The organism is Thiocystis violacea (assembly GCF_016583575.1).
GTDB classification, from domain to species: Bacteria; Pseudomonadota; Gammaproteobacteria; order Chromatiales; family Chromatiaceae; genus Thiocystis; species Thiocystis violacea.
The window spans coordinates 106840-118789 of the sequence record NZ_NRRG01000007.1 but is presented as its reverse complement, the minus strand read 5'-3'; the positions used below and the strand labels follow the sequence as shown (position 1 = coordinate 118789).

Here is an 11950-nt window from a genome sequence, read left to right as displayed (position 1 = left end):
CCTGCTGGTCCTGATCGCCGAACCACGGGTCGGCTTGCGTCGTGGCCGCATCGAGCCGCGTGCCTTGAAGCGTCGCCCGAAGAACTATCCGCTGCTGACCAAACCCAGGCGCATTGCACAGGAAGAGGTCCGTAACCATGGCCACCCGAAGAAACAGCGCTGAGGACACCGATTCCGCAAACCGCATCAGCGGTTGTAACTGTTTGTTTTTAAAAATCGAGAGACTTATCTTAGTGCCATTCTGGTCAGCACCCGTGCCTGATAGTCAAGATCGCGCATCATTGATCGTCGTTTTCACATCGAGTCAGTTTTTAACAAACTGAACTTGCGGTAAATAGAGTGCAAAATTTTCATCCGCGGAGATAATTGGCATCGCTTCACTCAGGGCCGTCGCCAGCAAGATCCTATCGAATGGGTCGCGATGGTTCTGAAACAGGGTGATATTGTCATACGCGGCAATGTGCGGGATTGCGAGCGAAAGCACGTGAAATCCATCCTGTTCCACGCGATTGAACAAGGCTTCCACGGATAGATCGAATTCGGTGAGCTTGCCGATTTTCTGTTTAATCGCGATTTCAAGAAAGGTCATCTGGCTGACGAAAATATCGTTGCCTTGCAAGATATCTCTGGTGCTCGAAGACAGTTTCTCCGGGCTGATCAGCGCCCAAATCAGGATCTGGGTATCGATCAGGTAGCGCATTACATGTACTCGCTCAAGTCCGGCAGGGGATCGTTGAAATTCTCGGGTATGCGGTAACCCTGTCCCGCCAAACTTCCCAAACGAACGCCTCTGCTTGAACTCGCGGGTCCATTTTCTTCATCGCCGATAAACATCACCACGACTTTTGTCTTGCGTCGCGTTGGAGGGGCTTCTTCCAAAACCACCTGGCCATTTTCATAAATACCCTTGACTGCTGTGTACATATCCTCGTTCCTCTGGTCAGCGTTCAATGCGATACAACGCAAACGGCAGCGGCGCGAATTCGACCGGCAGACCGCTGTCATTCAGCAGCTTTTGCGAGACGAACTTGGCCGGGGCGAAGACCCGATGCGGCTTGTCCGGCTTCGCGTTCACCATGGCTTGGGCGCGCGACAGGGTCAGGGCCGCCTCGCGGGATTTGAGGAATTCCAGATCGGGGCGGTAGATCAGCCAGACATGATAGTGGCTGGATGCGCCGAGATAGCCGCAGCCCGCGATCTCCTCGGTCGGCAAGGGATTGGGGGCGATTTCATTGGTGGCGGTGTGGAATAGCAGCGCGCCCAGTTGATCGAAGGCCGGCAGCGATTCGCCGGTGAGCATCCGATCCATGTCCACGGCCTCGCCCAGGGTGCAGAAGGTAAAACCGCCGCCCAATCCCGCGACCCGTTCGGTGATGGCCTTCTCACCGGTGACGATCAGTTCGCCGTCCTTGACCTCGGACTTGATCCGGTCGAAGCGATGGCCGTCCAGGGTCTTGATGGACTCGACATGGTCCAGCAGTCGGTCGGCCCTTCTGAGGCTGGTGAAGGTGAGCCGTTCACGGTGAAGTTCTTCGCGTTGGTTGCCGGAAAAGGCATAGCCGTCGATGACGCGGCGGACGCGCTCGGCGGTGAGGGTGTCGGCGTAGTCCTCGCATTCGACCAGGATGAATGTTCGGTCGCCGCCGTCCTTGTTGTTCGCGGTCAGGACGGCGTGGGCGGTGGTGGCCGAACCGGCAAAGCTGTCGAGCACAATGGAATGCTCGGTGGTGGCCAGTTCCAGCACGCGGGACAGCAGGGCTACCGGCTTGGGGGTGACGAAAACATCGTCGGAACTGGCGAAGTCCAGCACGGACAGCAGTTCCTTTTTGGCGTCTTGAGTATGGCCGACCTCGTCGTACTCCCACAGGGTTTGCGGCACGCGACCGGCTTTGACCTCGGAGAGAAATCGCTTGATCGAAGGGATGTTGTTGCCATCCTCGCCCCACCAGACGCGACCGTCACGGTCCATCTCCTTGAACTTGGTTGCAGAAACACGCCAGTAATTCCCACCGGGCGGCCCCGGAATGACCCGGCCAGACGGGCAGGTAATCGGGTAAGTGCCCTCGCCGTAGTAGTTGCGCGCCGACAGATCGCCAGGCTTCCAAGGGCCTCGCGCATCGTTGTCTGGATTGTCGTAACGGGCATCCATATCGTCCGTTCGCTCCAGCAGGTTCGGACGCCAGACATTTTTATCTTTCGCGTAGATCAACAGGTAATCGTGATCTTCCGAAAAGAACTGAGCTGACGGTTTGGGCGAGTAGTTCTTGTGCCAGATACAAGTCGCGACGAAATGACCGGCGCCGAAGATCTCATCCAACATCATCCGCGCCCGATGGATTTCGTTATCGTCGAGCGTCATCCAGAAACTCCCCGACTCCGACAGTAGTTCATGCAGCAACCGCAGCCGTGGCCACATCATGCACAGCCATTTGTCATGGCGTAGCCCATCCTCGATGCCGACCGGATTGCTGTCGAGCCACTCGCGCAGCATCGGGCTGTTGACGTTGTCGTTGTAGCTCCAGCCTTCGTTGCCGGTGTTGTACGGGGGATCGATGAAGATGCAGTCCACCCGCCCGGCGTACATGGGCATCAGGGTCTTCAGGGCATGCAGATTGTCGCCGTGGATGATCAGGTTGCCGTCAAGTCGCGGTTCGCCGATGGACTTGTCCGGCCAAGCGATCAACGGGCGGTGCGGGATGGCCAGATGATGGTTGTAGACGAATTCCTTGCCCTTGAAATCAAGCTCCGGCATGGTCGGTTCCTTCAATTAGGGGCAACACAACGCCGTGCGTTGGTCACGCATCAAACATTCCTGCTGCCGGGTGGTGTCATCCGCCTTGGCCGCGCAATCGAGCGCCTGGCAAAGGATGTCCTTCGCAAGGGTCGCGACCTGGGTCAAGGCGCTGGCGGTGAGATCGGCGGCGAACGAAAGGCCGTCATAGTCATCCTGTCGACGCAGATCGAGCCAACTCTTCGCGGTCAGCTCGCCGCCCAAATAGCCCAGATAGAAACCCGCGTAAGGATCGCCATGATAGCAAGGCGGGCACTCGGGGCGGCCATGCACCCGGCTGGTCAGGAGACGAAAGACCACGTCGCCGTCCTGCGTGCCCGCCAGCACCAGGAGATATTTGGTTTGCCATTGACCGGCCGCGTCACGGTAAAAACGGTCGCGGCGATAGATGTCTCCGGGGGCGACATCCGCCGGCAATGTCCCCGCCACCTCAACCCCGCGCCGAATTGACGATGGCTTGGTATTCCTCGGCCGCCTCCAGGATGGCGTCCCGGTGCGTTTCATCATCCGCCAAGGCAAGGTCATAGGAAATGCGCTGGTTGAACCCTTCCCCGTCGTTCCAAACCTTGGCCCAAGCACCATTTTCGGCGTGCGTGACGTCGATCATTTTTGGTGAGTATTCTTCGCCGTACTTGTTCACAAGCTCGGCCATGATGCGCAACTCGCGCCTGGAAAAGTGACTGTCGTCGAATTCAGTCAGGGCGATAACCGCTTGACGTTCGTAATCGACGACTTGCTGGGGACGGATGGCGATAGCCGCCGCCAAATCGGATTCCAGCTCCTCCCATTCTTGGGCAAGCGCGACCGGTACGGGGCCGTACTTCCAGGCGCTATAAGCCAACCCCGTAACATTCTGTCCAGTCTGGCGGAAATGTTCGAAGTCGAGCAGATAAAGCAGTTTGAACAGCTTTATCTTGCCTAAGTATCGAGTGTTTCTCGCGAAATAGACAATCGCGTTGATCAGCTTTTCGCGTTCGTGGGTGATGAATCTGGTGTTCTGGATCATGATGGACGTTATCTCCCACGTCGAAGGTGCAAGGATGCGCGCCATCGCCAAAGGGCGCCTATCATGCCTTCCGTGGCTTCTCCTGGCCATCTTTCAAGGCCGCGAGCCGCGAATCGTCACCCCGGGGGGCTTCCCGACAGGCCCGGTTCTGGCTGGATCAGGCCGCGCAACCGAAAGGCGTTGAGTACCCATCATGCCCAGAGAACCAACCCGCACCGTCCACCTTGAAGCTCGTATCGCCCCGGAGGAACCGCGATCCTCCGCTTATCGTTGAGTTTGCCGCTACCTGATACAGGGGCAAATCCTTGACCGAATCCGCCGGCACCCTTGCGTTATCGGTCGCCCCGAACCTAAACCTCCGCTCGGTCCCTCGCTAGACTCGGATCGTCCCGCGTCGGACAATCCGATCCCCCACTCGCCCTACTCCATGTCCACAGCCCATGCGCCGTCCATGCCCCGATTCCATCACGATGATCGGCTCTCTCCTCCTCGCTTGGCTGCTGGCGCGGCCTGGCCTGGCGGCGGATATTCCGGGGGCGACGGATGCCTGTCTCAAGGGGATGGCGGAGACCACGCCCTCGACCGAGTTCGTGCTGCTTGAGGAGGGGCTGGCGGTGCGTCATGAGCGCACGACGCTGGAGTGGCAGCGCTGCGCGCTGGGTCAGCGCTGGGTGGCGAAGAGCAATGGCTGCGAGGGACGACCGGCGTCCCATACCTGGGCGAAGGCCAATAAGCTGGCGGAGGGGCTGAAGGATGGGTGGCGGCTGCCGACGGGGGAGGAGTTGCTGACCATCGTGGAGAAGTGTCACTACTCGCCGGCGATCAATCCACAGGTCTTTCCGAACACGCCCGCCGGCCTGTTCTGGTCCTCGTCGGCGGATACGGGGGGGTTGGAGCGCGCCTGGTCCGTGAGTTTCTTCAGCGGTCAGTATTACCGGGCCAACAAGACCCAGAGCGGTCGCGTTCGGCTGGTGCGCGGCACCCTGCAACGCAATCCACCACCGCCCTGAGCGACGACACCAGCCATCCGGCGGTTAGGGAGCCGCCAGGGATGGGTTCCACGCCCCAAGCGAGACCGCGAGTGCGATTTCCCCACTCTCGGGGCCGCGCTACCAGGGGCGGTATTCCAGACCAGGGATGACCGCGCGATCGAAGACCTGGGGCAGCGACATCATGAGTTCCTTGAGTTCGTCGAGCCCGAGATAGCGGCCATAGGAGGCCTTGGCGGCGTCGATCGGCAGCTCGACCCAATAACGGTCCGATCCGGGCTCGCAAAGGATCTGCATGGTGTTTTCCTTGGCGTCGATGATTCCGAGATAGTCGTCCTCGCTTTGCAGGCGGGGAAGCAGCTGCTCGCATATGGCCCTGGCGCTCATTTCCACGGCACTGGCCGAGGAGATGGATTCCCCGGACCGATCGAATAGGTAAAAGACACGGTAGTGCATGGTCGAGGTTCATCGCTCCATAAAGATCGCAAGAGGCGACGGGCCGATCCGGGATCGGGAGCCGCCATGCTATGATGCCGCTCGCCGGGTGGGACACCATCGGCCCTGGATTTCCTGAAAACAGTTGATTATAACCCTCATCCCGGCCTTGATCATCGCGGATCTCGCCCCTTTTGGTCTCTTTCTCGTCGGTCTGGGCGTTTCTCCGAAGCGCGCGCCCTATTCCCAACAGCGTCCCTAGGCGCCCAATCCGTGTCTCGACAACCACCCGGCACCGACGAATCCATCGCCCGACAGTTCCGCTCGTGCGTATTCAAGCCGGCGGAGGGTGTCTTTCTGTTTCACCCGCGCGCGCTGGAACGCCTGGTCTCCGAGCATCTGGAACCCCAGGGATACGCCGGATCGATTCCGGACCTCGCCTACTATGTGATGTCGCGCGCGGATTTCCTGAGCGGGCTGGAGTCCGAGAACCCGGAGGCGCTGGCGGTCATCGAGGGGCTGAGTCTGCCGGACTATGTGATCCTGCTCCCGATGCCGCTGGAGCTGCGGCTGGATCATGCCGGCTTCACCCGCCTGCTGCGCGATTACTGGGCGCGACGCTTCGAGGGCGAGATCGCGCGGGCCTGGTGGATGGCGCGCGATCTCAACGAGGACGGTGGCGGCTTCGGTCCCAAACGGCTGCGGGAGCTGATCGGCGAGACCGGGATGGCCGAGGTGCGCGATGTCCTCACCCGAGATGGCGTCATGCCGGCCGGGCTGGACGACGCTCAGGTCTGTCGCGCCTTCGTCGCCCTGGTGTCGCGGCTGCGCTATTTCAGTCCGGGGGCGCGCGGCTATTTCTTTCCGGCGATCCGCGATTGGCCGACGCTGGACGCTTGGCTAACCGAGAGCGGACTCGATCTGCCGCCTCCCAAGCCCGCGAGTCGCCTGCCGTGCCTGCTGGAGCGCTCCCGGCCGGAGGCGCGCTGCGGACATCCGACCCGGTATCCGCTGCTGCCGAGCGGCCTGCCTTACGGTCTCTCGGATCCGGATCTCGATAGCGTCCAGCGATCCGCGTCGATCCAGCCTTCAGCGGCGCGCGCCGGCGAGCCGGAAACATTCCTGCTGGAGGCTCTCGACCTCGACGAGCTTCCCCCGACCGACACCAGGGCACCCGAGGCGCGCTGTCTCGCCGCCCTGCGCCGAGGGCTGCAACTGCCGCGGCAGGACTGGCGGAGCCACTTGAAGGACCGTTTGCTCGACGTCGTCGCCCCGATCCTGGAACCGCTGCTGGAACTGCCGAATCGCTTGCGCCGCCGGAGCCGTTCCCCTCAACCGGCGCGCGGAGTCCGCCTGGAGTTGTATCTGCGGCTCTTCGGTCACGCCGTGCGACGCGCGCAACGCACCGAGAGCACCGATCACTACGCCGCCACGATTCGCCATCTGGCCACGGCCGAGCGACGTTTCGAGGCGATGGGCGAGCCCTGCGCGCCGGAGGCGGAACAGGTCAGGCGGATCCTGGAACAACGCCGGCACGGTGCCGGGGAGGCGCTCGCGGGCCTGCTGGCGGCCAAGTGGAAGATGAGTTCGGACGCCGGTCGGGAGTTGGGAATCCTGGTCGGGCGGCTCGGCGAGGATCTGCTCGACCGCCGTCGCGCCTCGCGCGGTCTCCTGCGGGATCTGGAACGTGTGCTCATGGAGAGCCGCACGACCTACTACCAGCTCAGACCCATCGCCTGGCTGCTGTCGGCCGGGCGGACCCGCCTGCGCCAGATCCTGCCCTTCCAGGCCAACCTCAAGGCCCTGCGCGCGCTCGACATGGCCCAGAACCGCCTGGATCGCCTCGGTTGGCCCGCGCCGGAGGCGGAGCGCTCCCGGCAGCCGTTGCAGGCCCTGTCCCGGCGTCTCACCGATCACCTGGAGGGACAGCTCAAGCCGCATCTCCAGCGCGCGCTGCGCGAGGCCGGCTTCACCCCCGGCAGCCACCGCGAGGAGGTCGCCTTCAACAAGTTGCTGCGCGAGCTGCTGGACGTGATCGAGCACCGGCGGCATCTCAGATTCACGGATATGCGCGACATCGTGGCGCGCAACCTGATGCGGCTGCCGGATCTATCGGTCGACGAGTTGTTTCGGGGCGATCGCCTGGCCCGCTTCGATAGTCGTGCCGCGCGCGCGCTGCCCGGTGTCTACCGACCGGGCGAGATCTACATCAAGGGTCTGCAAAAGCTCGGCGCGCCGCTCTTCGGCACGCCCCAGGGCCGACTCCTGCTGCGTCACCTGATTCTCCCGCTGGGGCTGGCCTTCATCGGGCTCAAGACGCTGGACGTGATCGTGGGCCTGCTCGCCTCGGTGGAGCCGAGCGTGCACCTGACCAACCCATGGCTGCTCGTCGGACTCGCGCTCCTGATCAACGCCGTCGCCTATACCAGCGCCGGGCGGATCGGCGCGCGGGCCTTTCTGCGCGCCCTCTGGTGGAGTCTGCGGTTGCTGCTGTTCGACGGGATGCGACGGCTCATGCGCTGGCGGCCCGTCAGCCGGCTGCTGGAGAGCGAGATCGTTCGCGGACTGGACCGCAATCTGCTCAGACCCTTCGTGATCGGCCTGCTTCTGATGCTACCGATCGTCGGGGCGGCGAGTCTGATCGAGGGCGCCTGGGTGCGACCCAACCTGTCGCTCGTCGCGCTGACCCTGGTCCTGGGCATCCTGGTGCGCAACACGCCCGGTGGCCGGCGGGTGCTGGACGATATCGCCAGCGCCGTCGGTGCCTTCGTGCGACGCCTCAACCAGACCCTGGTGCTGGGACTGATCCAGGAGCTGATGATCTTCTTCAAGGAGGTCACCCGACGCTTCCAGCAGGGATTGCATCGCATCGAGGAGCGCCTGAGCCACCATCTCGGCGAATCCGCGCCGCAACTGCTGCTCAAGGCGCTGCTAGTCCCGGTCTGGCGCTTCCTGGAATCGATCATCCAGTTCTACGCGACGGTGCTGGTGGAGCCCCAGGTCAACCCGATCAAGCACTTCCCGCTGGTCACCATCGCGCACAAACTGATGCTGCCGTTTCTGCCGCTGATCACCAGCCTCATGGTCGAGGTGCTCGACCCGGTGTTGCCGAAATGGATCGCGATCCCCTTCGTCACCCTGACCATGCTGCTGCTGCCAGGGCTGGCGGGCTTCCTGGTCTGGGAGCTGAAGGAGAACTGGAAGATCTACGCCGCCAATCATTCCGCCCTCAACCCCGCCGTTGGCGCCAGGCCCGGCCTCTACGCCGTGCGCCGGGAAGACCTGGCCCATGTTCCGATCGAGCCCGCCATCATTGGCAGTCACGGCGAGACCCTGCGGGGATTTCTCAAGCGAGGATTCCATAGCGGCACCCTGCCCAAGGCGTTCGACCGGCTGCGGCGCGTCCTGCGCCAACAGATCGCCAACGAGGTGGAAAACCCGCAACGGCTGCGCGACGCGCAACGCCACCTGGCCGAGATCGAGCAGGCGATCTGCGTCTTCTGCGATCGGGAGTTGGCCTACGCGCTGCGGCGCCGTTGCAAGGATCCGGACTGCGCCCTGTCCTGGATCCAGACGCGACGTCCGCGTCTGGCGAGCGCCTCGTTCGAACTGATGATGGAATTGCGGATGAAGAAGACCGAGGAATCCGAGCCCCCGATCGAGCTATGCCTGTCCATCTGGCTCCAGGAACCCGATCTCTATCTGAACGCCGAGATCCGAGGCAACCGCGCCGCGCTCGGGGAGATTTGCCGCGATCGCATTCGCGAGGACATCCGGGTCTTCAGCGGACGGGCCGGCGCGACCCATGTTTGTATTGATTTGGGATAGTTGTTAGTTGTTAGTTGTTAGTATAAATTATTGTTTTTTAATCTTTTACATGGTTTTTTGGTAGTGGCGTTTCATCCATGGCTTCAGTCGGGGAGACGGCGTAGAGCCTTCGGGTTAGACGCGGTCGGCTCTTTGACAGCGGAAGTCGGTGAGAGGCGGAACATCGATACCGTTTCGGCCAGTACGCGGGTCTGATCCTCCAGACTCTCGGCCGCCGCCGCCGCTTCTTCCACCAGCGCCGCGTTCTGCTGGGTCACCTCGTCCATCCGGGCGACCGCCTGGGTCACCTGCTCGATCCCGCTGCTCTGCTCGCGCGAGGCGTTGGTGATCTCGTCGACCAGTCCGGTGACCTGCTGGAAGCTGTGAAGAATTTCCCCCATGGTGTCGCCAGCCTGGGTCGCTAGGTGCACCCCGCCCTCGACCTTGCCGACCGAGTCGCTGATCAGCTCCTTGATCTCCTTGGCCGCCTGGGCGCTGCGTTGCGCCAGACCGCGTACCTCGGAGGCGACCACCGCGAAGCCTCGCCCCTGCTCGCCGGCGCGCGCCGCCTCGACCGCCGCGTTGAGCGCCAGGATGTTGGTCTGGAAGGCGATGGAGTCGATCACGCCGATGATGTCGGCGATGCGCCGGCTGGAGTCCTGGATGCCGCCCATGGTCTCCACCACCCGCCGGACCATCTCGCCGCCGCGCGTGGCGACCGCGTTGGCGTTGTGCGCCAGACGGTTGGCCTGGTCGGCGTTCTGGGCGTTCTGCTTGACCGTGGCGTTAAGCTGCTCCATGGAGCTGGCGGTCTCTTCCAGGCTGGCGGCCTGCTCCTCGGTGCGTCCCGAGAGATCGGCGTTGCCGGAGGCGATTTCTCCGGCGGCGGTGGTGATGGCGTCGGAGACCTCCAGAATGCGCCCGACTACCTCGCGCAGCCGCGCGGCCATGCCGTTGGTGTCGTCCTTGAGCTGACCGAAGGTGCCTTCGTAGTCGGTCTCGATGCTACGGTTGAGGTCACCGGAGGCGATGGCGTTGAGCACCCCGGCCATGTCGGCGAGGCCGCTGGCGACGATCTCCATCAGCCGGTTGAGTCCCTCGCCGAGTTGGAGGAAAAAGCCGTCCTTGCCGCTGACATCGATCCGCTGACTGAAATCGCCGTGCGCGGCGGCTCCGATCAGCCCGGCGATCTCCTGCTCGGCCGTCACCTCGGCGGTGCGGTCGAGCCATTGGGTCACCCGTCCGCGATAACTGCCGTCCACGTCCCGGACTGGGCTGGCGGTGAGCAGGAGTTGACGACCCGCCAAACGGATGTCGAATTGACGGGTTTGCGTGAGCGACGCATCGAAGGCCGCGCGAACCTCCGCTTCCTCGATGAGATCCGCCAGACGACGGCCGATCATGGTGTCGACGCTGAATCCAGGCCTCTGGCGCGCGATGTCCGCGGCCATGCCGCCCCAGAAGATGCGTGCCGACTCGTTTAGATAAACGAGCTGGCCACGCGGATTGGAGATGGTGACCGGGAGCGTGACTTGATCGAGACCCGCGCGGATTCCGAGATTCTCCAGCGCGATCCGTTTGACTTCCTGGATGTCGTAATCGAGTCGGGCCTGAACCGATTTGACGGCGAGCATCATCTCGCCCAGCTCGTCCTTGTTGCCGACCTGGATCCGGGTGGCGTAGTCGCCATTGGCGATGGCCCCGAGGTGCTCCAGCGTGACGCGCAACGGACGGCTGATCTTGCGTGTCAGCCAGACGCCCAGCACGATCGCCAGCAGCGCGGCGATCAGGGTGAAGACGAGCGCCTTGTCCTCGGCGCGCTCGGCGGCCGCCATGAAGGCGTCGCGCTTGGCTCGTGCCTCCGCCTTGATGCCCTGAACCGCCTCCAGCATCAGATCCTTGTAGGGGCGCCAGACGCGGGCCTCCTCGGCGTCATAGATCCGACGAGCGCCGATCATGTCGTCCGCGTCCAGACGCTCCAGGATCTGGTCATGGATCTCGACATGGCGTCTCCGCCCGGCGTCGATCGCGTCCAGCGTCTCGAGCGCGCGCGCGTCCTCGCCCGACAGATCGCGGGCGCGGGTCAACTCCACGTCGAATCCATCGCGCGCCTTCTTCAGTGTGCCGCGTACCTTGGCGTCGGTCGGGTTGAGCAGGATGAAGCGCATGGCCGCCACCATCTGGAGACCCTGCGCGTACATATCGTTGTACGACTGCTCAAGAGCCTGGGTTTCCTCCGTGAGGCGTCTCGATTCTTCGGTCGCCTGACGCAGGCCGAGCAGCGACTGGGCGATGGCCAGGATGAACAGCAGCGAGATGAGCAGCAGACCACCGGGCAAGGCCCTGGCGATGAAAATGTCGTTGATCCGAGCCAGGGCACGGGCCAACAGCGGCAGGGCGGGCTTGCCCGCGCGCAGACGGGCATACAGGGCCTCGGCGGCCTGGATCTGTTCCCGGCTCGGTTTGCGTCGCACCGAGATATAGCCGGTGACGGCACCGTTTTCGAACTGGGGCGAGACATTGGCCTCGACCCAATAGTAGTCACCGTTCTTGCAGCGGTTCTTGACGACTCCGCTCCAGGGACGACCGTCCTGAATGGTCTTCCAGAGGTCGGCGAAGGCGGCGGCCGGCATATCCGGATGACGCACGAGATTGTGCGGCGCGCCGAGCAGTTCCTCCTCCGCGTAACCGCTGATATCGACGAAGGCTTGATTGACCTGGGTGATCCGACCCTTGGGATCGGTCCGGGAGACGATCAACCGATCGTCCGGCATGGCGTGCTCGACGTCGGTCACTGGAAGATTGAGGCGCATTGGAAATCCCTGGAGTGACGGACGCCCGGCGCGGCGGCTGACCGGGCTTGAATTGAATGCGCGCATGGTAGCGCCGACCGACACAGGATGAGTATCGCCACCGGACGCG

At 63.0% G+C, this 11950-nt stretch carries 9 protein-coding genes and 1 pseudogene; 3 read left to right on the top strand and 7 right to left on the bottom strand.

Annotation, left to right across the window (positions count from 1 at the left end; genetic code table 11):
* A pseudogene (locus tag CKO27_RS24455) lies at positions 1 to 163 on the top strand (IS4 family transposase); the annotation flags it as partial.
* Between the two features lie 141 nt (positions 164 to 304).
* On the opposite strand, the gene CKO27_RS05865 reads toward CKO27_RS24455, so the two are convergent.
* Genes CKO27_RS05865 through CKO27_RS05845 form a run of 5 tightly spaced genes read right to left on the bottom strand, consistent with a single transcriptional unit; the run spans position 305 to position 3797 of the window.
* Entirely contained in the window at positions 305 to 700 is a 396-nt protein-coding gene (locus CKO27_RS05865) for a type II toxin-antitoxin system VapC family toxin (protein WP_200373944.1), read from the bottom strand.
* On the bottom strand, positions 700 to 924 hold the full coding sequence (locus CKO27_RS05860) for a hypothetical protein (protein WP_200373943.1): 225 nt from the start codon (positions 922 to 924) through the stop codon (positions 700 to 702). The genes CKO27_RS05865 and CKO27_RS05860 overlap by 1 nt, the downstream gene beginning before the upstream one ends.
* 16 nt (positions 925 to 940) lie before the next feature.
* Entirely contained in the window at positions 941 to 2752 is a 1812-nt protein-coding gene (locus CKO27_RS05855; protein WP_200373942.1) for a site-specific DNA-methyltransferase, read from the bottom strand.
* 15 nt (positions 2753 to 2767) lie between these two features.
* The gene (locus tag CKO27_RS05850) at positions 2768 to 3220 is read right to left on the bottom strand and encodes a hypothetical protein (protein ID WP_200373941.1); all 453 of its coding nucleotides are present in this window, start codon (positions 3218 to 3220) and stop codon (positions 2768 to 2770) included.
* Position 3221: 1 nt separating this feature from the next.
* Positions 3222 to 3797, bottom strand: a complete 576-nt coding sequence (locus CKO27_RS05845) for a Panacea domain-containing protein (RefSeq protein ID WP_200373940.1) — start codon at positions 3795 to 3797, stop codon at positions 3222 to 3224.
* Between the two features lie 470 nt (positions 3798 to 4267).
* Between CKO27_RS05845 and CKO27_RS05840 the strand changes: the two genes are divergently transcribed.
* The gene (locus CKO27_RS05840; RefSeq protein ID WP_200373939.1) at positions 4268 to 4807 is read left to right on the top strand and encodes an Lcl C-terminal domain-containing protein; all 540 of its coding nucleotides are present in this window, start codon (positions 4268 to 4270) and stop codon (positions 4805 to 4807) included.
* A gap of 99 nt (positions 4808 to 4906) precedes the next feature.
* Here CKO27_RS05840 and CKO27_RS05835 read toward each other — a convergent pair whose 3' ends face one another.
* Complete coding sequence (locus CKO27_RS05835) at positions 4907 to 5242, bottom strand: hypothetical protein (protein WP_200373938.1); 336 nt, start codon at positions 5240 to 5242, stop codon at positions 4907 to 4909.
* Between the two features lie 252 nt (positions 5243 to 5494).
* Between CKO27_RS05835 and CKO27_RS05830 the strand changes: the two genes are divergently transcribed.
* Complete coding sequence (locus CKO27_RS05830; protein ID WP_200373937.1) at positions 5495 to 9049, top strand: sulfite exporter TauE/SafE family protein; 3555 nt, start codon at positions 5495 to 5497, stop codon at positions 9047 to 9049.
* A gap of 83 nt (positions 9050 to 9132) precedes the next feature.
* On the opposite strand, the gene CKO27_RS05825 is transcribed toward CKO27_RS05830, so the two are convergent.
* Complete coding sequence (locus CKO27_RS05825; protein ID WP_200373936.1) at positions 9133 to 11841, bottom strand: methyl-accepting chemotaxis protein; 2709 nt, start codon at positions 11839 to 11841, stop codon at positions 9133 to 9135.
* Positions 11842 to 11950: the final 109 nt, after the last annotated feature.

Coding starts and splice junctions, on each gene's coding strand:
- CKO27_RS05825 (WP_200373936.1), bottom strand. CDS start 11,841: ATGCGCCTCAATCTTCCAGTGACCGACGTCGAGCACGCCATGCCGGAC.
- CKO27_RS05835 (WP_200373938.1), bottom strand. CDS start 5,242: ATGCACTACCGTGTCTTTTACCTATTCGATCGGTCCGGGGAATCCATC.
- CKO27_RS05855 (WP_200373942.1), bottom strand. CDS start 2,752: ATGCCGGAGCTTGATTTCAAGGGCAAGGAATTCGTCTACAACCATCAT.
- CKO27_RS05865 (WP_200373944.1), bottom strand. CDS start 700: ATGCGCTACCTGATCGATACCCAGATCCTGATTTGGGCGCTGATCAGC.
- CKO27_RS05860 (WP_200373943.1), bottom strand. CDS start 924: ATGTACACAGCAGTCAAGGGTATTTATGAAAATGGCCAGGTGGTTTTG.
- CKO27_RS05840 (WP_200373939.1), top strand. CDS start 4,268: ATGATCGGCTCTCTCCTCCTCGCTTGGCTGCTGGCGCGGCCTGGCCTG.
- CKO27_RS05845 (WP_200373940.1), bottom strand. CDS start 3,797: ATGATCCAGAACACCAGATTCATCACCCACGAACGCGAAAAGCTGATC.